The 21392-nt window shown below is 64.2% G+C and carries 26 protein-coding genes; 8 read left to right on the top strand and 18 right to left on the bottom strand.

Translation table 11 applies throughout. The features are described from left to right. Positions 1 to 28: 28 nt before the first annotated feature. The 3 genes from KGQ91_RS04795 to puuE all read right to left on the bottom strand — a co-directional run bounded on the left by KGQ91_RS04795 (position 29) and on the right by puuE (position 2651). Positions 29 to 517: an ureidoglycolate lyase gene (locus KGQ91_RS04795; protein ID WP_224420401.1), complete on the bottom strand. Its 489-nt coding sequence runs from the start codon at positions 515 to 517 to the stop codon at positions 29 to 31. Positions 518 to 699: 182 nt separating this feature from the next. After that, positions 700 to 1533 carry a bifunctional allantoicase/(S)-ureidoglycine aminohydrolase gene (locus KGQ91_RS04790; RefSeq protein ID WP_224420400.1) on the bottom strand — a complete coding sequence of 278 codons (834 nt, stop codon included), beginning with the start codon at positions 1531 to 1533 and terminating at the stop codon, positions 700 to 702. 179 nt (positions 1534 to 1712) lie between these two features. Further along, positions 1713 to 2651 carry an allantoinase PuuE gene (gene puuE / locus KGQ91_RS04785; protein WP_224420399.1) on the bottom strand — a complete coding sequence of 313 codons (939 nt, stop codon included), beginning with the start codon at positions 2649 to 2651 and terminating at the stop codon, positions 1713 to 1715. A 296-nt stretch (positions 2652 to 2947) separates the two neighbouring features. Here puuE and KGQ91_RS04780 point away from each other — a divergent pair, with 296 nt between their 5' ends. The 3 genes from KGQ91_RS04780 (at position 2948) to hepT (ending at position 4669) form a co-directional block, all read left to right on the top strand. Next, positions 2948 to 3691 carry an aspartate/glutamate racemase family protein gene (locus tag KGQ91_RS04780; protein ID WP_224420398.1) on the top strand — a complete coding sequence of 248 codons (744 nt, stop codon included), beginning with the start codon at positions 2948 to 2950 and terminating at the stop codon, positions 3689 to 3691. Between the two features lie 140 nt (positions 3692 to 3831). Further along, positions 3832 to 4233, top strand: a complete 402-nt coding sequence (gene mntA / locus KGQ91_RS04775; protein ID WP_224420397.1) for a type VII toxin-antitoxin system MntA family adenylyltransferase antitoxin — start codon at positions 3832 to 3834, stop codon at positions 4231 to 4233. Positions 4234 to 4264: 31 nt separating this feature from the next. Then, on the top strand, positions 4265 to 4669 hold the full coding sequence (hepT, locus tag KGQ91_RS04770; protein ID WP_224420396.1) for a type VII toxin-antitoxin system HepT family RNase toxin: 405 nt from the start codon (positions 4265 to 4267) through the stop codon (positions 4667 to 4669). A gap of 28 nt (positions 4670 to 4697) precedes the next feature. Here the strand turns inward: hepT and rep are convergent, their stop codons facing one another. The 4 genes from rep to pyrE all read right to left on the bottom strand — a co-directional run bounded on the left by rep (position 4698) and on the right by pyrE (position 8679). Continuing rightward, positions 4698 to 6728 carry a DNA helicase Rep gene (gene rep / locus KGQ91_RS04765; RefSeq protein ID WP_224420395.1) on the bottom strand — a complete coding sequence of 677 codons (2031 nt, stop codon included), beginning with the start codon at positions 6726 to 6728 and terminating at the stop codon, positions 4698 to 4700. A gap of 3 nt (positions 6729 to 6731) precedes the next feature. Further along, positions 6732 to 7280, bottom strand: a complete 549-nt coding sequence (gene trmL / locus KGQ91_RS04760) for a tRNA (uridine(34)/cytosine(34)/5-carboxymethylaminomethyluridine(34)-2'-O)-methyltransferase TrmL (protein WP_224420394.1) — start codon at positions 7278 to 7280, stop codon at positions 6732 to 6734. A 97-nt stretch (positions 7281 to 7377) separates the two neighbouring features. Beyond that, on the bottom strand, positions 7378 to 7929 hold the full coding sequence (locus KGQ91_RS04755; protein WP_163647943.1) for a YfaZ family outer membrane protein: 552 nt from the start codon (positions 7927 to 7929) through the stop codon (positions 7378 to 7380). Positions 7930 to 8010: 81 nt separating this feature from the next. Further along, positions 8011 to 8679 (bottom strand): orotate phosphoribosyltransferase, encoded by a 669-nt coding sequence (gene pyrE, locus KGQ91_RS04750; RefSeq protein ID WP_163647944.1) that lies wholly within the window; start codon positions 8677 to 8679, stop codon positions 8011 to 8013. A gap of 98 nt (positions 8680 to 8777) precedes the next feature. Between pyrE and KGQ91_RS04745 the strand changes: the two genes are divergently transcribed. Continuing rightward, positions 8778 to 9545 (top strand): exodeoxyribonuclease III, encoded by a 768-nt coding sequence (locus KGQ91_RS04745; protein WP_163647945.1) that lies wholly within the window; start codon positions 8778 to 8780, stop codon positions 9543 to 9545. 69 nt (positions 9546 to 9614) lie between these two features. On the opposite strand, the gene rph is transcribed toward KGQ91_RS04745, so the two are convergent. Next, the gene (rph, locus tag KGQ91_RS04740) at positions 9615 to 10352 is read right to left on the bottom strand and encodes a ribonuclease PH (protein ID WP_263478943.1); all 738 of its coding nucleotides are present in this window, start codon (positions 10350 to 10352) and stop codon (positions 9615 to 9617) included. A gap of 144 nt (positions 10353 to 10496) precedes the next feature. Here rph and KGQ91_RS04735 point away from each other — a divergent pair, with 144 nt between their 5' ends. Next, positions 10497 to 11360: a YicC/YloC family endoribonuclease gene (locus tag KGQ91_RS04735; RefSeq protein WP_224420393.1), complete on the top strand. Its 864-nt coding sequence runs from the start codon at positions 10497 to 10499 to the stop codon at positions 11358 to 11360. 59 nt (positions 11361 to 11419) lie between these two features. Here the strand turns inward: KGQ91_RS04735 and KGQ91_RS04730 are convergent, their stop codons facing one another. After that, complete coding sequence (locus KGQ91_RS04730; RefSeq protein WP_224416063.1) at positions 11420 to 13567, bottom strand: FAD-dependent oxidoreductase; 2148 nt, start codon at positions 13565 to 13567, stop codon at positions 11420 to 11422. 234 nt (positions 13568 to 13801) lie between these two features. After that, on the bottom strand, positions 13802 to 14359 hold the full coding sequence (locus tag KGQ91_RS04725; protein WP_224416064.1) for a carboxymuconolactone decarboxylase family protein: 558 nt from the start codon (positions 14357 to 14359) through the stop codon (positions 13802 to 13804). A gap of 177 nt (positions 14360 to 14536) precedes the next feature. On the opposite strand from KGQ91_RS04725, the gene KGQ91_RS04720 reads away from it, so the two are divergent. The 3 genes from KGQ91_RS04720 to KGQ91_RS04710 all read left to right on the top strand — a co-directional run bounded on the left by KGQ91_RS04720 (position 14537) and on the right by KGQ91_RS04710 (position 16189). Beyond that, positions 14537 to 15232 carry a haloacid dehalogenase type II gene (locus KGQ91_RS04720; protein WP_224416065.1) on the top strand — a complete coding sequence of 232 codons (696 nt, stop codon included), beginning with the start codon at positions 14537 to 14539 and terminating at the stop codon, positions 15230 to 15232. A 34-nt stretch (positions 15233 to 15266) separates the two neighbouring features. After that, the gene (locus KGQ91_RS04715; protein WP_224416066.1) at positions 15267 to 15794 is read left to right on the top strand and encodes a DUF6789 family protein; all 528 of its coding nucleotides are present in this window, start codon (positions 15267 to 15269) and stop codon (positions 15792 to 15794) included. 80 nt (positions 15795 to 15874) lie between these two features. Next, positions 15875 to 16189: an EthD family reductase gene (locus KGQ91_RS04710; RefSeq protein WP_224416067.1), complete on the top strand. Its 315-nt coding sequence runs from the start codon at positions 15875 to 15877 to the stop codon at positions 16187 to 16189. Here the strand turns inward: KGQ91_RS04710 and KGQ91_RS04705 are convergent. The 8 genes from KGQ91_RS04705 to KGQ91_RS04670 form a co-directional block, all read right to left on the bottom strand. Further along, positions 16176 to 17078, bottom strand: coding sequence for an AraC family transcriptional regulator (locus KGQ91_RS04705; RefSeq protein ID WP_224416068.1), 903 nt, complete (start codon positions 17076 to 17078; stop codon positions 16176 to 16178). The two genes, KGQ91_RS04710 and KGQ91_RS04705, sit on opposite strands and share 14 nt — an antisense overlap. Continuing rightward, positions 17075 to 17281, bottom strand: coding sequence for a zf-HC2 domain-containing protein (locus KGQ91_RS04700; protein WP_224416822.1), 207 nt, complete (start codon positions 17279 to 17281; stop codon positions 17075 to 17077). The genes KGQ91_RS04705 and KGQ91_RS04700 overlap by 4 nt, the downstream gene beginning before the upstream one ends. 11 nt (positions 17282 to 17292) lie before the next feature. Further along, positions 17293 to 17916, bottom strand: coding sequence for a sigma-70 family RNA polymerase sigma factor (locus KGQ91_RS04695; protein ID WP_224416069.1), 624 nt, complete (start codon positions 17914 to 17916; stop codon positions 17293 to 17295). Between the two features lie 77 nt (positions 17917 to 17993). Then, complete coding sequence (locus KGQ91_RS04690) at positions 17994 to 18626, bottom strand: TIGR04282 family arsenosugar biosynthesis glycosyltransferase (protein WP_224416070.1); 633 nt, start codon at positions 18624 to 18626, stop codon at positions 17994 to 17996. Further along, positions 18616 to 19332, bottom strand: a complete 717-nt coding sequence (locus KGQ91_RS04685; RefSeq protein WP_224420392.1) for a TIGR04283 family arsenosugar biosynthesis glycosyltransferase — start codon at positions 19330 to 19332, stop codon at positions 18616 to 18618. The genes KGQ91_RS04690 and KGQ91_RS04685 overlap by 11 nt, the downstream gene beginning before the upstream one ends. Positions 19333 to 19377: 45 nt before the next feature. After that, a complete protein-coding gene (locus KGQ91_RS04680; protein WP_224420391.1) occupies positions 19378 to 19716 on the bottom strand; it encodes a glutaredoxin family protein in 339 nt (112 codons plus the stop codon). Positions 19717 to 19735: 19 nt separating this feature from the next. Next, on the bottom strand, positions 19736 to 20404 hold the full coding sequence (locus tag KGQ91_RS04675; RefSeq protein WP_224420390.1) for a DUF3047 domain-containing protein: 669 nt from the start codon (positions 20402 to 20404) through the stop codon (positions 19736 to 19738). Positions 20405 to 20750: 346 nt separating this feature from the next. Next, positions 20751 to 21044: a hypothetical protein gene (locus KGQ91_RS04670; RefSeq protein ID WP_224420389.1), complete on the bottom strand. Its 294-nt coding sequence runs from the start codon at positions 21042 to 21044 to the stop codon at positions 20751 to 20753. Positions 21045 to 21392 lie beyond the last annotated feature (348 nt).

Below are 21392 nucleotides of genomic sequence, written 5' to 3'. Positions count from 1 at the left end.
ATTTTACGGAATCAATTTCCGTTATTTTTCAGGCGAGCTGGATGCGTGCCGCCAGCGGATGCTCGTCGCAGTTGTGGCCCTGGCCACCGCGGTCGACGACCAGGAACTCGCCCTCGCGGTCGAGTACCGCCTGGATGGCATGCCAGGTCCCGGCCCGATAGTTGACGCCCTGACGGCCGTCGGTGACGAAGGCGCGCACCTCGCCGGGGTCGATCGTCTCGCCCGGCGGCGCGACGACGATCAGGAAGCGTTCCTCGTGCAGCGGCATGAAGGCCTGGCTGCCCAGCGGGTGGCGCTCCAGGAAGTCGATCGTAAGCGGCACCTCGACCGGCTGGCTGACGAAGATGCTGACCAGCGTCCGCGCCCCCTCGCCGAGGGTCTCGACCCGCGCCAGGTCGTGGTAGCGCCGGGTGCGCCCGGCGTTGATCGCAAAGGAGTCGCTGACGCGGGTGTCGATGACGTCGCCGAACGGGGCGAACGCCTCCGGCGTCAGCGGCTCGGCCTTGAGTTCCAGCATGTTGGCTTCCTCGAATTCATTCTCCAGCCGGCCTGCACACCGGGGCTGACCCGATGGCAGGCTCCGAAGTGTCGGACCATCAAGGAGGCGCTGTGAAACCTTCCCTGGACGCTACCGATGCCATCCCTGGCATCGGACCTCCTTTCCCGCCTGCCCCCGGCGCCCCTCAGGCTGGCGCTCTATCAGCGGCTGTCCAGACGCAGCTTCGGGTGGCGGTTGACATCCTTGTAGAGCAGATAGCGGAACGGCCCCGGGCCACCGGCGTAGCAGGACTGGGGGCAGAAGGCGCGCAGCCACATGTAGTCGCCGGCCTCGACCTCGACCCAGTCCTGGTTGAGATGGTAGACGGCCTTGCCCTCGAGCACGTACAGGCCGTGCTCCATGACGTGGGTCTCGTCGAAGGGGATCACCCCGCCGGGCTGGAAGTTGACGATGTTGACGTGCATGTCGTGGCGCAGGTCGGTCGGGTCGACGAAGCGCGTGGTCGTCCACTTGCCGTCGGTGTCGGGCATCGGCGTCGGCTCGACGTCGACCTCGTTGACCACGAACGGATCGGGCACGCCGAGCCCCTCGACGAACTCGTAGGCCTTGCGGATCCAGTGGAAGCGCACCTCGCTATCGGCGGCGTTGCGCACCTGCCAGTCGCAGCCCGGCGGGATGAAGGCGTAGCCGCCCGGCGTCAGGACGTGGCGTTCGCCGGCCAGGGTCAGGGTCAGCTCGCCCTCGACCACGAACAGCACCCCTTCGGCGCCCGGGTCGAGCTCCGGCCGGTCGCTGCCGCCGCCGGGGCCGACCTCCATGATGTACTGGGAGAAGGTCTCGGCGAAGCCGGACAGCGGCCGCGACAGCACCCACAGCCGGGTGTTGTCCCAGAACGGCAGGTAGCTGGCGACGATGTCGCGCAGCACGCCCTTGGGGATCACCGCATAGGCTTCGGTGAACACCGCGCGGTCCGAGAGCAGCTGGGTCTGGGGCGGCAGCCCGCCCTTGGGCGAGTAGTAGGAACGTTGATGCATGGTGTGTCCTGAAAGAGTTGGGATCATCTCAAGCGAGAGGCGCCGGAGACAGGCTGTAGAGGGGGTCCGATGCCAGGGATGGCATCGGTAGCGCCCAGGGAAGGGTTTACAGCGCCCCCTCGAAAGCCTGCCGACGGGTCAGCCTCGCGCGATACGGCATCCTGCAATAAGCCCCGGGTTTAGCGCGCCGGTGCCGGATGATGCTCGGCCCAGTGGCGGGCGATATCCACGCGACGGGTCACCCAGACGCGGTCATGGGCCTCGATGTGGTCGAGGAAGCGCTGCAGGGCGCGGAAGCGGCCGGGGCGACCGAGCAGCCGGCAGTGCATGCCCACCGAGAGCATCTTCGGCGTGTCCTCGCCCTCGGCATACAGCACGTCGAAGGCGTCGCGCAGGTAGGTGAAGAAGTGCTCCGCGGTGTTGAAGCCCTGCGGCGCGGCGAAGCGCATGTCGTTGGTGTCGAGGGTGTAGGGCACCACCAGATGGTCGTGGAGCCGGCCCTGGCTGTCGGCCTCGCGGGTCCAGAACGGCAGGTCGTCGCCGTAGTAGTCGCTGTCGTAGAGGAACGAGCCCTCGTCGAGCACCAGCCGCCGGGTGGCGGGGCTGTCGCGGCCGGTGTACCAGCCCAGCGGCTTCTCGCCGTACAGCGACTGGAAGATCTCGATGGCGCGCTTCATGTGCTCGCGCTCGATGCGCTCCGGCACGTTCTGGTAGTGGATCCAGCGCCAGCCGTGGCAGGCGATCTCGTGGCCCAGCTCCTTGAAGGCGTGCGCCACCTCGGGATTGCGCTCGAGCGCCATCGCCACGCCGAACACCGTGAGCGGCAGGCCGCGGCGCTCGAACTCGCGCAGGATGCGCCAGACACCGGCCCGGGCGCCGTACTCGTAGATCGACTCCATGCTCAGGTGGCGATCCGGGTAGGACTCGGCGCCGATGATCTCGGAGAGAAACTGCTCGGACCCCTCGTCCCCGTGCAGCACGCAGTTCTCGCCGCCCTCCTCGTAATTGAGCACGAACTGCACGGCGATGCGCGCCCGGCCGGGCCAGTCGGCCTGCGGCGGCGTGCGGCCGTAGCCGATCAGGTCACGAGGGTAGTCGGAGTCGCGTGGTGTCATCATTCCCGGGGTCCTTTTGTTGTTCGCGATGGCCGCACGGCCGGAGAGCACAGCCTCGCCAGCCTGACACGGCTCACCAATGTATACAATTAAAAGCTAGGTTGTCCGCACTGATCGCGCAACCCCCTCGAATGTCGCAGGCGCCACCCTGGCAATGCACCATCGCGACACGTCGATAATATCGACATGACACCGGATCATCAATTTTTGTATACAAAAAATCAAGGCATATTGTTCATGTTTCCCGGCGAGTTGTTTATCTTGACCCGGGAAGACAGACACCACTGCGAGGCGAGCTGATGGATCTGCGCGTCATCAACCCCAACACCACCGCCGGCATGACGGCCACCATCGGCGCGGCCGCCGAGCGCATCGCCGCACCCGGCACCCGCATTACTGCGGTCAACCCCGACAGTGGCCCGGTCTCCATCGAAAGCCATTTCGACGAGGCGATCAGCGCCGTGGGCGTCACCGAGGAGGTGCGCCGCGGCGAGGCCGAGGGCGCCGACGCCTACATCATCGCCTGCTTCGGCGACCCCGGGCTGCTGGCCGCCCGCGAGCTGACCCGGGCACCGGTGATCGGCATCGCCGAGGCCGCCTTCCACGTGGCGAGCCTGGTCAGCACGCGCTTCTCGATCGTCACTACCCTGGGCCGCACCGGGATCATCGCCGAGCACCTGCTGGCCAGCTATGGCTTTACCGGCCACTGCCGGCGGGTGCGTGCCGCGGAGATCCCGGTACTCGACCTGGAGGAGAACGGCGACGCCGCCTTCGAGCGGATCGTCGCCGAATGCTGCCGCGCCCGCGACGCCGACAACATCGGCGCCATCGTGCTGGGCTGTGGCGGCATGGCCGATCTCACCGCCCGCATCAGCGACGCCGTGGGCCTGCCGGTGATCGAGGGCGTCACCGCCGCGGTCAAGCTGGCCGAGGCACTGGTCGGCCTGGGGCTGCAGACCAGCAAGCACGGCGACCTGGCCTTCCCGCGACCCAAGCCCTTCACCGGCCGCTTCGCGGACCTTTCCGACACTCGTTACGAGTGAGGCAGTCCTCGCGCAACGGGCAGATCGCGACAGACGATGGCGCCACCTGCCCGGAGGGAGAAAGCGAAAAGAGGATCGAGAAGGGACTGGCTTGCTAGACTGTCGCCGGAGACAGGCGCCGAGGCGCCAGAGGAGCAACGATGGCCGATCCGACAGATATCCTGAAGAGCCTCGCCGAACTGGCGGCCCGGGACGACGACATCGCCGTACTGTGGCTCTATGGCTCACGCGCCAAGGGGACCGCCGGCGCCGACAGCGACTACGACCTCGCCGTGGCCTTTTGCCACTTCGAGAAAGACGCTCTGGAGCGCCGTCTCCGCCCCCAGCTGCTGGCCCAGACCTGGCAGGACGAACTGGGCCTTGCGGAAGACCAGCTCTCCATCGTGGATATCAACCTGGCACCGCTTCCGCTGGCGCATGCGGTAATCCGCACCGGCCGGGTACTGCTCGCCAGAGACAAGCTGAGGCTGATTCGGGAAGAACAACGCATCACCTCGATGTGGGAAATCGATCACCAGTATCATCAGCAGCACTACGCCTGAAACGACGCCTGAAGCAACGAGCACCCATCACGTGGAAACCGAATACATCGATGCCATGCAGGAACACCTGGCGACCCTGGCAGAGGAACTGGCGCTGCTGCATCAGGCCGCCACGGCTCCCGATGGCCTGAACGCCCTGCTCTATCGTGCGGCGGAGCGCAACCTGCAGCTGCTGACCGAAGCCTGCATCGGCATTGCCAAGCAACGCTTGAAGTCGCTGGGCGTCGTGGTACCCAGCGACGCCCGCCAGACCTTCTCCAAGCTGAAGAGCCTGGGCCATGACGACAGCGGCATCCCCTGGAACAAGGTCATCGGCCTGCGCAATGCTCTGGTCCACGACTATCTGAACCTGGATGCCGAGATCGTCGAGACCATCATTCGCCGGCGCGATTACCAGAATCTGGTCGACTTCGCCGAGGCGCAGCTGGCTGCCTGACAAGCCCCCTCGCGCCCCGGCCTGACGCTCACCCCAGCAGCGAACGCAGCCCGGCGATGGCATCCTTGCCGCGGGCCTGCTTCTTCTCGGGGTCTTCCTTGTCGGCGCGGCCCTCCCAGTCGAGGTCGGCCTCGGGCAGCTCGTCGAGGAAGCGGCTCGGCGTGCAGTCCATCAGTTCGCCGTAGGCCTTGCGCTGGCGCGCCAGCGTCAGGGTCAGGGTCTGGCGGGCGCGGGTGATGCCGACGTAGGCCAGGCGGCGCTCCTCCTCGATGGTGCCGGCCTCGATGGCGTTACGGTGGGGCAGCAGCTCCTCCTCGAGGCCCATCACGTAGACGTGGGGAAACTCCAGGCCCTTGGCGGCGTGCAGGGTGAGCAGCTGGACCCGGTCGGAGTCGTCCTCCTCGGCCTGCTGCTCGAGGATGTCGCGCAGCACCAGCCGCGAGATCGCCGACTCGACGTCATCGGTTTCCTCGCCCTCCTCGCGCTCCATGGACTTCTCGAGCTGGTCGAGCAGCGTCCAGACGTTGGCCATGCGCCGCTCGGCAACGGTCGGCGCGCTGGCGTTCTGGTGCAGCCAGGCCTCGTAGTCCATGTCGCGGAACATCTCGCGCAGCGCGCCCAGGGCATGGCCCTGATCCATGCGCCGGCGCACGCCGTCGATGAAGCGGGTGAAGCGGCCCAGGCGCTCCACGGCCCGCTCGGGCAGCACCTGGGAAAGGCCCAGCTCGTGGCAGGCGGCGAACAGCGACTCGCCTCGCTCGGTGGCATAGTTGGCGAGTTTCTCCAGGGTGCCGGGGCCGATCTCGCGGCGCGGCACGTTGACGATGCGCAGAAAGGCGTTGTCGTCGCCCGGGTTGATCAGCAGACGCAGGTAGGCCATGGCGTCCTTGATCTCGTTGCGCGAGAAGAAGGAGGTGCCCCCGGAGAGCTTGTAGGGCACCTGGTAGTGCTGCAGCTTGAGCTCGAGCAGCCGGGCCTGGAAGTTGCCGCGATAGAGCACCGCGAAGTCGCGCCAGGTGGCCGACTCCTTGATGCGCCGGGTGAGGATCTCGCTGGCCACCCGCTCGGCCTCGGCCTCCTCGTGGCGGTTGACGACGATGCGGATCGGCGCGCCGATCCCCTTGTCCGACCACAGGGCCTTCTCGTAGACGTGCGGGTTGTTACTGATCAGCGTGTTGGCGGCACGCAGGATGATCCCGGTGGAGCGGTAGTTCTGCTCGAGCTTGATCACCTTCAGCCGCGGGAAGTCCTCGCCGAGCGTCACCAGGTTCTCGGGGCGCGCCCCGCGCCAGGCGTAGATCGACTGGTCGTCGTCGCCGACCACGGTGAAGGTGGCGCGCTCGGCCATCAGCAGCTGCACGAGCTGGTACTGGCTGATGTTGGTGTCCTGATACTCGTCGACCAGCATGTAGTGGATCTTGCGCCGCCAGCGGGCCAGCGCCTCGGCATCGCTGGAGAGCAGCACCACCGGCAGCAGGATCAGGTCGTCGAAGTCGACCGCATTGTAGGCCTTGAGGTGGCGGTTGTAGGCCTCGTAGACCCGCGCGGCAAACTGCTCGTCGTCATCGGCGGCGTGGGACATGGCCTGCCCGGGCAGCACCAGGTCGTTCTTCCAGGTCGAGATCTGGTGCTGCACGCGGTTGATCTGCTCGGCGTCGATCTGGGCATCCTTCTGCATCAGGTCGCGCAGCAGCGCCTTGGCATCCTCGGGGTCGAACAGCGAGAAGCCCGGCTTGTAGCCCAGCGTCCTGAGCTCGCCGCGGATGATGTTGAGCCCCAGGGTGTGGAAGGTCGACACCGTCAGGCCATGGCCCTCGCGGCCCTTGAGCAGCTGGCCGACGCGCTCCTTCATCTCGCGGGCGGCCTTGTTGGTGAAGGTCACCGCGGCGATCTTGCGCGCGCTCATGCCGCACTCCTGGACCAGGTAGGCGATCTTGGTGGTGATCACGCTGGTCTTGCCGGAACCGGCGCCGGCCAGCACCAGGCAGGGGCCATCGATGTAGCGCACCGCCTCCTGCTGGCGGGGATTGAGCTTGGCGAGTCGCTGTTGAATCGACATGAATCACTCGTCGCCGGCATCGCCGGCCGTGGGCGCGTTGGGAGAACGGGAAGCCTCGGCGGACGTCACGGATTCGCCGGCCCCCGGAAGGCCGGCCCCGACGAAATCGAGCTGGCGCCAGGCCTCAAAGACCAGTACCGCCGCGGCGTTGGACAGGTTGAGGCTGCGGCTGTCGGGCAGCATGGGGATGCGCAGCCGCTGCGACGGCGGCAGGGCATCGAGCAGCGCCTGCGGCAGGCCGCGGGTCTCGGGGCCGAACACCAGGGCATCGCCCTCGCGATAGGCGGGCTCATGGTAGCCGGTACGCCCGCGGGTGGAAACGGCGAATACCCGCACGGGAGCTACCGCGCGCAGGAAGGCTGACCAGTCGACGTGAACCTGCACCCGGGCCCACTCGTGATAGTCCAGCCCGGCCCGGCGCAGGCGCTTGTCGTCGAGGGTGAAGCCCAGCGGCTCGATCAGGTGCAGGCGAAAACCGGTATTGGCGCACAGCCGGATCAGGTTGCCGGTATTGGGCGGAATCTCGGGTTCGTAGAAGACAATATCGAGCATGCGCGGAACAGAAACCTGGGTGACGGCGACCGCGCCATGATACGCAATCGGCGCCCCGAAAGAGACGCCGATTCGTCGAACGGAAAGGACGGGGCGGCTAGAACCCTACACTGACGCCGATCACCGGCCCGCTGTCCAGAGTATGGTCGCCGCCGTCGTCGAAATCGGTGCGGTAGTAGCGGTACCCGCCATAGGCGTAGGTGTGCGAGACGAGCTCGACCCGCGCCTGGGCCCCGTACTCGTAGCTGCGGTCGATGTCGCCGTGGGTGAGGCCGTCCGGCGTGTAGAAGCCGTAGCCGCCGACCGAGGTCAACGGGATCGGCGTGGGCACGAACAGCGAACCGCCCAGCCCCAGGCCGCCGCCATCGCCGAAGGCCGTGTTCTGGTACTGGTAGCGGGCGCCCACGGAAACGTCGATCCCCGGCACGAAGGGCGTGAACATCAGCGAGCCGGAATAGATGTCGGCATCGGCACCGCTGTCGTCCGACCTGAGATAGCCGACGCCGGCCCGCAGGGTGGGGAAGATCGTCTGGCTGGCCTCGACACCGGCGGCGTCGGGACCGGCATTGGCGGAAATGCTGAGCGCCAGCGCCGACTGACTGAGGGCCAGGCCGGCGGTGGCCAGGCTGGCAACGAACAACGGTTTCATGGGCAAAGCCTCGCGTAACGGCCTGACAACGCCTTCACTATGGCATAACATTAGCGATTATCAAACGGCGTTTCCGTTGGCTCAGTCCGCGACGACCCCGTAGCGTTCCCGGTAGGCGCGGATCGCCTCGGCATGGGGCTTGAGCGCGTCACCGGCGTGGCTCTCGAGATAGGCCAGCACGTCGTCGAGGGTGACGATGCTGACCACCGGCATGCCGTAGCGGGCCTCGACCTCCTGGATGGCGCTCTTCTCGCCTTGCCCCCGCTCCTGGCGGTCCAGCGCGATCACCACGCCGGCGGGCTCGGCGCCGGCGGCATCGATCAGCTGCATCACCTCGCCGATCGCGGTGCCGGCGGTGATCACGTCGTCGATGATCAGGATGCGCCCGACGAGCTCGGCACCGACGATCAGGCCACCCTCGCCGTGGTCCTTGGCCTCCTTGCGGTTGAAGGCGAAGGGCAGGTCACGGTCGTGATGGTCGGCCAGCGCCACGGCGGTGGTGGCGCCCAGCGGGATGCCCTTGTAGGCGGGGCCGAAGAGCACATCGGCGGTGATGCCGCTGTCGGCGATGGCCTGGGCGTAGCAGCGTCCCAGGCGCGCCAGCGCGGCCCCGCTTCTGAACAGGCCGGCATTGAAGAAGTAGGGGCTGACACGGCCGGACTTGAGGGTGAACTCACCGAACTTGAGCACGCCCTGCTCGATGGCGAAGGCGATGAAGTCGCGCTGATAATCCTGCAACTGGGCGGCCACGGCGTGATGCTCCCCTTATCCGAATGATTGGCTCGAGTCATTTACCCAAACGTCGAAAGCTCAGGTATCATACACGCGCGACGAAAAAGGGACCATGTATGAAAATCGCCAGCATCAACGTCAACGGAATTCAGGCCGCCGTCGAGCGAGGCTTCCTCGACTGGCTGGAGAACCAGGATGCCGACGTCGTCTGCGTGCAGAATCTGAAGACCAAGAGCTTCGAACTCGACGACCGCATCCTCTACCCGGAAGGGTATGAAGGGTACTTCCTCGATGCCGAGCAGGACGGCTTCTCGGGCGTCGGGCTGTACTGCCGCAAGATCCCCAAGGCGATCATGTACGGCCTGGGCTTTCCGGAGTGCGACAACGAGGCGCGCTTCCTGCAGGCCGACTACGACCGCTTCAGCATCGCCAGCTTCCTGATGCCCGACGGCAGCGACTACGCCGCCAAGCAGTCGTTCATGGCCCAGTACCAGGAATATCTGGCCAAGATGGCCCGCAAGCGCCGCGAGTACATCATCTGCGGCACCTGGCACATCGCCCACAAGACCGTCGACCTCGCCAACTGGGCGGACAACCAGACCACGCCCGGTTTCAAGCCGGAAGAGCGCGCCTGGATGGACCAGGTGTTCGGGCCCACCGGCTTCATCGACACCTTCCGCGAGGTCAACCGCAACGCCGGCGAGTACACCTGGTGGCCCAGGCTCGACCAGGACGTGCCGCGCACCCGTCAGGAAGGCTGGCGCATCGACTATCAGGTGGTCGGCCCCGAGTTTCGCCGCCATGTGGTCGACGCCTGGATCGACCGCGACGCCACCTTCTCGGAGTACGCCCCGCTGATCGTGGAGTACGACCTCAAGCTGTAAGCCCCTGCCCTTCGTCGCGCCTGACTGACGCCGGCCCTCGGGCCGGCGTCGCTGCTTCAGGCTCCGGCCTCAGGCACGGATGCCCAGCGCCTCGCGCTGACGGGCGAACAGCTCGGCACCGGCGCCCTCGGCCAGGTCGAGCATGGTATCGAGCTCGGCCCGCGAGAACGCGGCCGCCTCGGCGGTGCCCTGCACCTCGATCAGCCCGCCGCCTTCGGTCATCACCACGTTCATGTCGGTGTCCGCGGCGCTGTCTTCCGGATAGTCGAGATCGACCACCGGCGTGCCCTTGTAGACCCCTACCGACACCGAGCTGACCAGCTGCTTGAACGGGTCGCCCTTGATCAGCTTCTCGCGCTGCAGGTGGCGGATGGCATCCACCAGCGCCACGCAGCCGCCGGTGATCGAGGCGGTGCGAGTGCCGCCGTCGGCCTGGATGACGTCGCAGTCGACGGTGATGGTGAACTCGCCGAGCTTCCTGAGATTGACCGAGGCACGCAGCGCCCGGCCGATCAGCCGCTGGATCTCCAGGGTGCGCCCGCCCTGCTTGCCGCGCGCCGCCTCGCGCGCGCCACGCGTATGGGTGGCCCGCGGCAGCATGCCGTATTCGGCCGTCACCCAGCCCTGGCCCTTGCCACGCAGCCAGCGCGGCACACCGGCCTCGACGCTGGCGTTGCACAGCACCTGGGTGTCGCCGAAGGCCACCAGCACCGACCCTTCGGCATGCCGGGTATAGTCACGGATCAGCTGAATCTCGCGGGTCTGTTCGGGCTGGCGCCCACTGGGACGGATAGGACCTGAGTGCATATCACCTCTCGTCAGGATCGCTGGAATCGAAGTCTTGCCGGGTGGCCCCGGGTGGGGCGACATTCTACACGTTCGCGTCACCCCGGCGCGGATTCGTTACACTGGCCGCAGGCCTTTCTCGCGACGAACAGCCAAGGAGCTTGCATGGCGTACAGCATGACCGCCTTTTCCCGGCAGACCCGGGACGCCGACTGGGGCAGCCTGCAACTGGAACTGCGTTCGGTGAACCAGCGCTACCTGGAGCCGCACTTTCGCCTGCCGGACACCCTGCGCGACCTGGAGCCGGCCTTCCGCGAGGCGATGCGCCGGCGGCTGGCCCGCGGCAAGGTGGAGTGCAGCCTGCGCTTCGACCCGGCCACCGGCGGCGAGACGCTGAGCGTCAACCGTCAACGCCTCGCGGAACTCGCCCGCGCCCTGCACGAGGTACGCGCCGAACTGCCCGACGCGCCGCTGCCCGATGCCCTGGCCCTGCTCGATCATCCCGGCGTGGTGGACGCCCGCGGCATCGACCTGGACACCGTCAAGCAGGCCGCCCGGGCGCTGTTCGACGCCGCCCTCGACGACCTGATCGACGGTCGCGCCCGCGAGGGCGAGCGGCTGGCCGAGCTCATCCAGCAACGCCTCGACGCCGTGCGCGTGCAGGTCGCCGAGGTGCGCGGCCTGATGCCGACCATCCTCGAGCGCCAGCGCACCCAGCTCACCGAACGCCTGGACGCCCTCAAGGCCGAGCTCGACCCCCAGCGGCTCGAGGCCGAGATCGCCCTGCTCGCCCAGAAGGCCGACGTCGACGAGGAACTCGACCGCCTCGAGACCCACGTTACCGAGGTCGAACGCCAGCTCAAGCAGAAGGGGCCGGTCGGCCGGCGCCTGGATTTCCTGATGCAGGAACTCAACCGCGAGGCCAACACCCTCTCCTCCAAGGCGGTGGTCGCCGAGAGCACCCGCTGCGCGGTGGAGTTGAAGGTGCTGATCGAGCAGATGCGCGAGCAGATCCAAAACATCGAGTGATGTCCACCAGTATCCAAGGAATCACATGGCGGCCTCAATGAATGAGTGCGATGACAACGTCAATCACGCCCTCCACGTCGCCACCGGAAATAACATGCTAGCCAACCAAGCACCCGCTCGGGCTTGTGGGCGTTCTTCCACACGCCGGCGGTGCCCTTGACGGCTTCCGAGAGGGTCGGGTAGGGATGAATCGTGCCGAGCAGTTTGTTGAGTCCGATGTTGTGCTTCATGGCCAGCGTCACCTCCGCCAGCCATTCACCGGCGTTTTCGCCGACCAGGGTGGCACCGAGGATGCGGTCCTTGCCGGGCACGGTGAGGATCTTGACGAAGCCGGTGGTGGCGCGCTCGGCGATCGCCCGGTCGCTCTCGGCCATCTCGTAACGGGTGACCTCGTAGGCTATGCCCTGGGCTTTGGCCTCGCGCTCGTTGAGCCCCACGCGGGCCACTTCGGGTTGCAGGTACGTCACCGCGGGCATGATGCGGTAGTCGACCTTGAAGCGCTTGAACTCGCCGAACAGGGCGTTGACGGCAACATGCCAGGCCTGGTGCGCGGCGGCGTGGGTCAACTGATAAGGGCCGGCGACATCGCCGCAGGCCCAGATGTTGGGCAGCCTGGTCTGTAGCTGCTCGTTGACCTCCAGGGTGCCGTTGTCGCGAGTGGCGATCCCCAGCGCTTCCAGCCCGAGCCCCTCGACGTTGGCCTGGCGACCGACACTGACCAGCAGACGGTCGAAGGGAATGCGGGTCTGCTTTCCGTCGGCCGCCTCGACCAGAAGCTGGTTCCCGCCGTTCTCGACCGTCACCGCAAGCGCCCGGGTACCGGTCATGATCTCGAGGCCTTCCTCGGCAAGCAGGCCGGCGACGAGTTCCCCGACCTCGTCATCCTCGCGCCCCAGCAGCCGCTCGGCCCCCTCGACCAGCGTGACCTGGCTGCCCAGGCGGGCGAAGCTCTGGCCGAGTTCGCAGCCGATGGCGCCGCCGCCCAGCACCACCAGGCGGCGCGGCTGCTCGGTCAACGTCCACAGGTTCTCGGAGGTCAGCACCTCGATCTGCTCGATGCCCGGGATTGGTGGCACCCTGGGCGTGGCCCCGGTGGCGATGACGATATGCCGGGCCGTCAGTGGCTGGCCGTCGACATCGACCGTCCATGGGGAATACAGCCGCGCCTTACCGCGTTTAACCTCGACCCCCAGTCCGGTATAGCGTTCCTCGCTGTCATGGGGCGCCACCTCCTCGATGACGCGCCGCACATGGCCCATGACCTCGCCGAAGTCGATTCGCGGCGCCCCCGCATGGACGCCCAGTCGCTCGGCATCGCGAATGTCCTGGGCGGCTCGCGCGGCGCGAATCAGCGCCTTGGAAGGCACGCAGCCGGTATTGAGGCAGTCGCCCCCCATGGCGTCGCGCTCGACCAGCGCGACCTTCGCCCGCACCGCGCTGGCGATGTAGCTGGTCACGAGCCCTGCCGAGCCACCGCCGATCACTAAAATGTCGTAATCGAAGTGCCGAGGCTTGGAATACCCCCGGTAGCGCTTGCGGCGTTGCAGGGCGTCGACGATCCAACGCGCGATCAGCGGGAAGACGCCCAGCAGGGCGAAGGAGAGCAGCAGCGACGGCGACACGACACCTCCCAGCGATTGCAGTTCGCCGAGTTGCTGGCCGGCATTCACGTAGACCAGAGTGCCGGGGATCATGCCGATCTGGCTGGCGACATAGAACACCGAGGTGCGCAGCCGGGTCAGGCCCATCACCAGATTGACGACGAAGAACGGGAAGATCGGCACCAGGCGCAGGCTGAACAGATACAACGCCCCGTCGCGCTCGATGCCCCGGTTGATCGTCTCGATCTGCCGCGCGAAGCGACGCTCGATCAACTCCCGGAACAGGGTCCGGGAGACCAGAAAGGCCAGTGTGGCACCAATCGTGCTCGCGAAGGAGATGATCAGGAACCCCCAGCCCAGGCCGAACAGTGCCCCACCCAGCAGAGTGAGCAGCGTGGCACCCGGTAGCGAGAGCGCGGCGATCAGGACATAGACGAGGAAGAAACCACCGGCGACCAGCCAGGGAGAGTCCGAGAACCACTGATCGAACCGCCCTTGCAGCGACTTGATGGACTCGAGCGTGAGGTAATCGTCGAACCCCCACGCAAAGAAGGCCACGATCGCCACCAAAACCACGCCAAGAATCACCACACGATACTGTTTCAATCGCTTCCCCTTATGTTGACCGACTGGTCATGGGCGTTGACGCGGCATGACGCGACCCCAGCCTGCCCCATGCCCCGGGCAGGATGCCCGAATCGCCGAGGCTCCCGCATTGAGTCGTGCCCACACCAGGATCCTTACATCGAACCACGGCTATCACCATAAAAAGGGCGATATGCCAAGGCTGGCATATCGCCCACAGCGCCCGTGATGGCGCCTCTGATGCACCGTTCTCAATCAGCCACGCGGATTCTGCCACTCGAAAGCCTTGAGCTCGTCGTTGAGTGGCGTGCCGGCAATGTGATTGGTGTAGTTGGACAGCGTCTTGAGGCTCACGGCGATGACCAGTTCGAGAAGCTGCTGTTTTTCGAAACCGGCGCCCAGAAACGCCTGCATCTCGGCCTCCTCGGCCCAGCCTCGTGCCTCGACGAGATGCTTGGCAAAACGTGCCACAGCATTCAGCTTTGGATCATCGGGATTTTTCAGCTCGCGCAGCTTCTCGATATCACCCTCCGGCACCTTGGCGGCCTTCGCGCCCCCGGAGTGCGCCGCCACGCAGAAACTGCAGCCATTGGTGGCACTGATGGCGAGTAGCGCGACCTGCTGCTGTGCCGGCGTCAGGCTGGTCCGCGAGTAGATCTCGTCGAGTGTCTGATAGGCCTCCAGCAGCACCGGCGCTTCCGCCATCTTGGCGAACAGGTTGGGCAGGAAGCCCATCTGTTTTTGCGTACTCTCGAGCCGCTCCCTGGCTTCCTGGGGCGCGCTGTCGACCGTGTGTAGCGTAAAGTCCGTCATGTAACCCTCCTCGTGATGACGTATGTCACGCACAAGGGTAGCTCCATCGGGCTGAAGGAATGTCACCCCACGTCTCTATTTCATGTCACAACGTACATCATCCCGCCAAAACCGCTGCGAAACGCTGCCATGCATGCTTGAGTGAGGGCACCGTCCATCCGACAACGGAAAGCTCCCATGATCCTGGTATTCGATATCAACGAGACGTTGCTCGACACCGCAGTACTGTCGCCACTTTTCGAGAAGCTATTTGGCAAGGCGGCAGTGCGCGGAGAGTGGTTCCTTACCCTGGAGGAAACATGGATGACGGCAACGCTTGCCGGTCGTTATCTCCCCTTCGGGCTTCTGGCGAAGAGTGCCTTGCGGCAAACCGGTCTGCGCCATGGCATCCACATCGACGACGATCATCAACGCGAGCTTACCGACATGCTGGCCGCCCTGCCGGCGCACCCCGATGCGGCGCCCGCCCTCGCCGAGCTGCGCGCCAGAGGGTTTCAACTGACCGCGCTGACCAATGGCACGCTCGAGACTGTACAGCACCAACTAGCGCATGCAGGGCTGGATACCTCATTCGACGTTATTCTCAGCGTCGATTCCGTAGAGACCTACAAGCCGAGCCAGCCAGCGTATCAATACGTCGCCGATCACTGGCAAGTCTCGACCCGAGAATTGGTCATGATCGCGGCGCATGGCTGGGATTTGATCGGCGCCGCAAGCGCGGGATGCCGAACCGGCTTCATCGCCCGCCCCGGAAAGGTCATCGACCCACAGCTCTTCGAGCCTGACTGGCAGGCTGATTCGCTCATCGCACTGAGCCGGCAACTCATGGAAGAAATTTCACCCAATAGCGGGGAGGCGATTTGTAAGGGTTAGAGCCGGGTGACGACTAATCGAGACGAGCAACAACATGAATGAGCTGCAATTCATCGTTTGCTGCTCCGATTCGTTGAGAACCTTCGGTAACCCGGGAAAGGAGCTTTCCATGAACCGTTATGCAAGTGGCATGGTCGCTGGCCTGGCCGCCACCATCGTTCTGTCGCTGATCATGCTGTTCAAGGCCGGCATGGGGATCATGCCTCAGTTGAATGTCATCCAGATGCTGGCGCAGATGCTGCATGCCCGAATGGGGCTGCCTCCGTCTCCCTTGCTGGGTTGGCTGATGCACTTCGCCATCGGCACCGTGCTCTGGGGGCTGCTGTTTGCCTTGCTCGTCGACGCTCTGCCGGGCAAGACACCTCTTGCCAAGGGCCTCGTGTTCAGCACGGGTGCCTGGCTGGTGATGATGGTGATTGCCATGCCCATGGCGGGCGCCGGTCCGTTCGGCTTGAGCATCGGACCCATGGCACCGGTCATGACCCTGGTTCTGCACTGGATTTGGGGTGCCATACTCGGCAGTGTTTACCCGCGCCTGGCCAAGACTTCACGCCGGGAATAACCCCGAGCCTTGCATACGAGACGTACCCAATACGGATTTTTACTTGAAATATCTCTGGATTTATCCATTAGGAGACGGAAATGATCGATATCATGGTAGCCTACCCCAGCCAGGATAATCTTGCCTTTGATGATCGGTATTACCTGGAAAAGCATGTTCCCCTGGTCGAGAAAAAGCTGGGAGAGCATGGCCTGCGTTATGCGAGAGTGCATCGCGGGACCGATGCTTCATCACCCTATTATCTTATCGCCCACCTGGGGTTCGACTCACCGGCGGCCTTCGAGTCGGCCTTCGACGCCGTCGGACAACAGATCATGGACGATATTCCCCACTTCACCAATGCAGAACCGGTCTTGCAGGTCAGTGAAGTGATCACGCTGTCTACAGCATCTTGATGCGTTTTGGCGGAACGCCCTTGATCCGCTTGTAGGCCTTTCGGAAGGTGGATTCCGAGCGATAGCCACTGGCCAGCATGGCGCCCACAATGCTCTCGCCATTGGCTAGCGCCTGGTCCGCCAGAAGCATGCGCAGTCGCGCCTGGTAACGGGCTACGGTCGTGCCGACGACACGGTGAAAACGCTCGCTGAAACTCGAGCGGGACAGGCCTACCTCGCACGCCAGCTCCCGTAGCGTCCAGTCGCGACAGGGGTCTTCATGCAGCAGCCCGAGTGCCCGTCGTACTGGCGGGTCCTGAAATTCCATCAGGCTACGCGCCTCCAACAGCCCCCGTTCCAGACAGTAGCGCAGAATCAGGATCAACAAGACATTGGCCAGGGCGTTGGTCGTCAGCTCATGGCCGGGAGCTTCGGCGTCCAACATTTCATCGACGATCGTCTCGACCACATTCTGGAAGGCGCGCCCACGCGCCTTGTGAGGAATTCGCACGATACGCGGCAACGCGCTGAACCAGGCCGGTGGCACCTGATGAAGAAACCGGAAATGACCGCAAATCAAGCCCACGCCGGCGACTTCACTGCTCAGCGAAACCACCCGCTGCGGCTCACGCGCTGGACCCGCCCCAGGTGTCAGGCGGTGCGGGGCATCTCCGGGAAAGAAGACCAGGTCCCCCGGGTTCAGCAGCTCCTGGCCACCATCTAACCACGCCAGACAGCATTGGCCTTCGGTAACCAGATGAAAGCTCGGCGCCACTGGATGATCGTGCGACAGTAACCAGTCACCGCACTGCTTGGCAGCGTGGTAAAAGTCGCTTCCCAGAAAAAGAGGCTGCAGTAATATCGTCAGGGGATCTCTGGCATGGTTAACGGCTTTATCGAGAAGCGTCATTCTGCATTATTTCCCGTATCACGGGATGCTGGTCTCACCTTTTCTTCCAGCACGCCTCCCAGGCCATGAAGCAACTGGAACTGCTGGTTGCAGTTCCGGCAAGCGCCGCACATGGCCAGGTGAAACTTAAGCGACATTCTTTCCTGGAAACTCAGCGAAGTATCCAGTCGCTTGGACATCAATCGCGTCGCTTCTCGACACATCAAAATTCTCATCACTCGGCCTCCGACAACCACCCTTTTTCCAGACAGCCCCTCAACAGCAACCTTCCCCGATGAAGTATGACCCAGCAATTGTTTTCCTTGATGCCGACCTCCTCACAGATCTGCTGTGTGGAGAGCCCCATGAGTTCACGCAGCGTGAAGACCCTGGCAATGTTATCGGGAAGCGCGATCATGCAACTGTCGAACACCTGCCAGAAACGTTCGCTGGCCAGCGTGCTCTCCGGGTCGCCCCAACTCCTGGGGCGTGCCATTTTCGTCCATCTGCCCGTTTCCTGGAATTGTCGTTCGATGGCCTCCTCGACGCCGTCATCGTCCCAGGACTGCCATTTTCCCCGTCGCTTCTGGGCCCGCAGCGCATCCAGGATCTTGTTTTTCAGGATCCCGAAGACCCATGTCTCGTAACCGGATTTCCCCTCGAAGCAATCATCCTTCTCGACCGCCGCGATCAAGGCTTCCTGAACCACATCCTCCGCTTCGGAGGCATCGCGCAGTTGCAAGCGGGCAAAGGCCAGCAGGCGCGGGCGGACCGCCGCCAGACGGCGCTGTCGATCACTGGATGGCTCCACGGGTCGCCCGGCGCGCGCTCCCCGCGATGAATCCGGCAACGATGCCATGACACGTCTCCTGATCGATGGTCTTGATTCATCATGGCAATGAAACGCATCCGCTGACCACTTTATCCGGCCCGTTTTCATGTCGAATCGTCCAGGTTTCGCCAACGCTCGAGATCGCGCGGCGTGTCGATATCCCAGACCGTCTCCGGGCAGGCCACATGAAGGCCCAGAGCCCGGGCCCGCTCCAGAGTCTGTGCGGTCACGTCCCGACCGCCCCATTCGATGGCCTCGAATACGCCGCAATGGGGCCGCACTCCCCCGATTAGCGCATAACCACCATCCTCGGCGGGCAGCAGCACCAGGTCGTGATCCACCAGCGCCCGCGCACAGCGGGCCAGCAGAATCGGCGTCAGCACCGGGCAGTCGCTGCCGATCAACAGTGCCGGGCCCTGCTGGGCACACAGGGCGGCGTGCATCCGTCTGCCCAGGTCGCCCGACGACTGGGCATGCCGCGCAATACCGTGACACGCCGCCAAGGCCTCGAGAGTCGGATGAGTCGGCTCCAGACCGGCCCAAAGCTGGACCCGCGCGGGGGAAAAGGCCCGGCAGGCTACAGCGAGCGTGCGTTCGAGCAGCGCGACATGCACGTCGCACGCTTGCTTGGCATCGAGCGACGGCATCAGCCGAGTCTTGACCTTGCCGGGGATCGGCGCCTTGGCGAACACCAGCACCACCACTTGGGCATCCGGGGCCATTGCGTCAGCGAACATCGGTGTACTCCCCCGCCAGGGTCCAGGGCGACGCACCACACCAGTAGCGCAGGCGCAGCCACCACATCGTGACGATGATGCGTAACGGGCCGTGCTGCTGCCAGCGTCGCGCCGACGTGGCCACTCGCGGGGCGAGGCAAACCGGCTTGGACAGGCGGCGCAGCAGCCGGCTCATGGCGATGTCTTCCATCAATGGCTGGTCGGGAAAACCGCCGACGAGGGCGAAAACCTCGCGTGTCATGAAGAGCGCCTGGTCACCCGTGGCGATGCCGGTCAGCCGGGACCGCAGATTCATGCTCCAGCCGACCAGCCCGGCCAGCACAAAACTCCGCTCTATGGTCACGTCGAAACGCCCCCAGCAACCGGGTCCCTTCAATGCCCAGTCGATCAACAGGTCGGCGCGGCGCGGCAGGCGCGTGTCGGCATGCAGAAAGACAAGATGCTCTCCTCGACTTTCCCGGGCGCCATGATTCATCTGCCGGGCTCGGGCGCGCTCGCTGACCAGCACCCGATCCGCCAGGGGACGTGCCAGGGCGACGGTATCGTCGACGCTGCCCCCATCGACGACGATGACCTCGACACCACAGACCCATAATGGCAGCAAGGCGGTCAGGCAGGCCTGGATCGTCGAGGCCTCGTTCAATACCGGCACGATGACACTCAATCGTGGCTGGGTCGGCATGCGCCGTGGCGTTAGATCATGCATGCGGTTTCCATCGAAGCGGGTAGAGACGCCATGTCATGCGGTTCATCACGATGCCGCAAATCGCTTTTCCAGATAGGCGACGATATCGCTGGACTCATAGAGCCAGGTCGTCGTGTCGCCATCATCGATCCGCAGGCAAGGCACGGTCCTCCTGCCGCCACCGGCGATCAAACGCTGTCTGGCACCGGGGTCCCGGTTGATGTCATGCAGCACGATCTCGATGTTCAGCCTGGCAATGGCACGCCGGACCTTCCCGCAAAAGGGGCAGCCTTCGTAATGATAAAGCGCCAGGCCTTGTGCTTGCTCATCGGCTTCCGCCTGGGTCTGCGGCGTCCGCTCGACGGGCTCGGCCCCCCTCATCAATCGTCGAATCATGTTCAACATGAAGAAAACCTCGCTTGATTCATCCCGGGCAGGCCGGGGGCTCCGGCGAATCGGAGAATCCCACGCCGTAATACCGCGCAGTGGCGTTGCCGCCTGCATTGTCGCCATCGCTCATCAGCGCCACGCCATCGATCTCGCTCGCGGCGTCTCCGAACAGCGCCTTGAAATCAGCGCTCACGTTGCGGACTTCCGCGCGCCACTCGTCGAGTGGTGACCGTTGCCCCTGAAGAGCCAGCAGCATCGCCCGGTCGGTGAAGGCATTCGGCCAGCGTGCCCCCGCGGGTTGATTGGACGACCATACATAGTTCACCGAGTGCACCTGCCACGGCAGGAAACCCGTCTTGCGCGCCACGTAGAGCCGGGCGGGATAGTCGTCGCCGGCCTTGCTGCGCTCATCGAGCCCCGAATAGCGAGCGCTCGCCTTCCAGCACCAGTGCAGGTAAGGCGTCTTGCGCAGATCGATCTCGCGTTTCAGGTACTTCGCGGAGGCCTGGCCCCGAGCATTCGCCTCGAGTACCTCGACGCCGTGCTCTTGTACAACCGAGTAATGTGTCTCGCCCTCGAAGGAGCGCATTGACCAGGACGCCATATCACGGGCGGAAAAGTCGATTTCAGCGGCCAAAGTGTTCTGCGCGCCGATAACCAGCCCCCAGGCGCCCACCGCTATCCCTATCATGCGCATCTTCATGCCAGGCCATCCTCCCACCTCTAAAATTTACCTGCGCTGCACGACCTGTCGGCCATGGCCCTGGAACGCCTGCCGTAGAGAGTATCGAGCCAACTTGCCGGCGCATCTATACAGATGCTCGGGTACGAACCCGCGATGCTTTCCCACCGTACTCCTTGCCTGCGCCCTACTTTGTCGGCTACCGGCACGAATCCTTACACGAGCCCGTCATCGGTCACCCGGCGCTTTCCGCACTCGGGGTCAGGTCACCATCCCCCCCTGAAGCATTTCATAACCAATCGACATAAATAAAGAGAGTGGAAACGTTTCCACTCTCTGATGTAATGACAGATCAATAGATACTGTCTTATTCGGCATCCCCCCTGAGATTACCTACTGCCCTCGCCCTCTGTAGATAGGGTATATTTCCATGATACGCATTTTCGTTTACACGCATGTTATTCCGGATACCCTCACTGTCTTTATCGCCTTCGCTAACTCTTAATAATCCTGGATAATCCGCGACCTTATGGCTCGCATTCAAGGGCTCTTTATTCTGTATGTAGAATCGCTCGATGACTAGGCTATCCATGGCAAATGCCGGGACTGAGGCCAGTGATATAGCGACGACAGCGAAGGACTTTACTATTGAAGGTTTCATGGCGACGCCCTCCTGATGAGATGTTTCTGGATTCTCATACCTTTGTTGCTGTGTGACCAGTTTCCTTACACGGATGCCATCACTATCTAGCAGATTTTATCTATCGAATTGGCCAGCGATAAAGACACTATCAATGGACGCGGGTGTATCAAGCTCGCTGTGGTAGCCCAGATCCTGGCGAGGACGGGGTGCTCGCTATACCGGTGGAATCCCATGGCAGGCTGCGATAGTCGAAGCCATTAATTGTATTGGGCTTTAGAGTGCCTTTCAAAACCTGCCTTGAAGCTTGTTCAGACAGACCAGAGAGCAGCCCAGCAGCGTAAAGGCATAATGGATATCGACTCGCCG

It is taken from the genome of Modicisalibacter tunisiensis (genome assembly GCF_020148005.1).
In the GTDB taxonomy this organism is placed as follows: domain Bacteria; phylum Pseudomonadota; class Gammaproteobacteria; order Pseudomonadales; family Halomonadaceae; genus Modicisalibacter; species Modicisalibacter tunisiensis.
This window is presented reverse-complemented; position numbering and strand designations above follow the sequence as displayed.

What these genes read in the sequence shown, in the direction of transcription:
- KGQ91_RS04715 (WP_224416066.1), top strand. Translation starts at nt 15,267, where the DNA reads ATGAATGAGCTGCAATTCATCGTTTGCTGCTCCGATTCGTTGAGAACC.
- puuE (WP_224420399.1), bottom strand. Translation starts at nt 2,651, where the DNA reads ATGATGACACCACGCGACTCCGACTACCCTCGTGACCTGATCGGCTAC.
- trmL (WP_224420394.1), bottom strand. Translation starts at nt 7,280, where the DNA reads ATGCTCGATATTGTCTTCTACGAACCCGAGATTCCGCCCAATACCGGC.
- KGQ91_RS04720 (WP_224416065.1), top strand. Translation starts at nt 14,537, where the DNA reads ATGATCCTGGTATTCGATATCAACGAGACGTTGCTCGACACCGCAGTA.
- KGQ91_RS04735 (WP_224420393.1), top strand. Translation starts at nt 10,497, where the DNA reads ATGGCGTACAGCATGACCGCCTTTTCCCGGCAGACCCGGGACGCCGAC.
- KGQ91_RS04725 (WP_224416064.1), bottom strand. Translation starts at nt 14,359, where the DNA reads ATGACGGACTTTACGCTACACACGGTCGACAGCGCGCCCCAGGAAGCC.
- KGQ91_RS04685 (WP_224420392.1), bottom strand. Translation starts at nt 19,332, where the DNA reads ATGCATGATCTAACGCCACGGCGCATGCCGACCCAGCCACGATTGAGT.
- KGQ91_RS04755 (WP_163647943.1), bottom strand. Translation starts at nt 7,929, where the DNA reads ATGAAACCGTTGTTCGTTGCCAGCCTGGCCACCGCCGGCCTGGCCCTC.
- KGQ91_RS04670 (WP_224420389.1), bottom strand. Translation starts at nt 21,044, where the DNA reads ATGAAACCTTCAATAGTAAAGTCCTTCGCTGTCGTCGCTATATCACTG.
- KGQ91_RS04705 (WP_224416068.1), bottom strand. Translation starts at nt 17,078, where the DNA reads ATGACGCTTCTCGATAAAGCCGTTAACCATGCCAGAGATCCCCTGACG.
- KGQ91_RS04680 (WP_224420391.1), bottom strand. Translation starts at nt 19,716, where the DNA reads ATGTTGAACATGATTCGACGATTGATGAGGGGGGCCGAGCCCGTCGAG.
- KGQ91_RS04700 (WP_224416822.1), bottom strand. Translation starts at nt 17,281, where the DNA reads ATGTGTCGAGAAGCGACGCGATTGATGTCCAAGCGACTGGATACTTCG.
- KGQ91_RS04675 (WP_224420390.1), bottom strand. Translation starts at nt 20,404, where the DNA reads ATGAAGATGCGCATGATAGGGATAGCGGTGGGCGCCTGGGGGCTGGTT.
- rph (WP_263478943.1), bottom strand. Translation starts at nt 10,352, where the DNA reads ATGCACTCAGGTCCTATCCGTCCCAGTGGGCGCCAGCCCGAACAGACC.
- KGQ91_RS04745 (WP_163647945.1), top strand. Translation starts at nt 8,778, where the DNA reads ATGAAAATCGCCAGCATCAACGTCAACGGAATTCAGGCCGCCGTCGAG.
- KGQ91_RS04790 (WP_224420400.1), bottom strand. Translation starts at nt 1,533, where the DNA reads ATGCATCAACGTTCCTACTACTCGCCCAAGGGCGGGCTGCCGCCCCAG.
- mntA (WP_224420397.1), top strand. Translation starts at nt 3,832, where the DNA reads ATGGCCGATCCGACAGATATCCTGAAGAGCCTCGCCGAACTGGCGGCC.
- KGQ91_RS04690 (WP_224416070.1), bottom strand. Translation starts at nt 18,626, where the DNA reads ATGTTCGCTGACGCAATGGCCCCGGATGCCCAAGTGGTGGTGCTGGTG.
- KGQ91_RS04710 (WP_224416067.1), top strand. Translation starts at nt 15,875, where the DNA reads ATGATCGATATCATGGTAGCCTACCCCAGCCAGGATAATCTTGCCTTT.
- KGQ91_RS04795 (WP_224420401.1), bottom strand. Translation starts at nt 517, where the DNA reads ATGCTGGAACTCAAGGCCGAGCCGCTGACGCCGGAGGCGTTCGCCCCG.
- KGQ91_RS04780 (WP_224420398.1), top strand. Translation starts at nt 2,948, where the DNA reads ATGGATCTGCGCGTCATCAACCCCAACACCACCGCCGGCATGACGGCC.
- KGQ91_RS04695 (WP_224416069.1), bottom strand. Translation starts at nt 17,916, where the DNA reads ATGGCATCGTTGCCGGATTCATCGCGGGGAGCGCGCGCCGGGCGACCC.
- rep (WP_224420395.1), bottom strand. Translation starts at nt 6,728, where the DNA reads ATGTCGATTCAACAGCGACTCGCCAAGCTCAATCCCCGCCAGCAGGAG.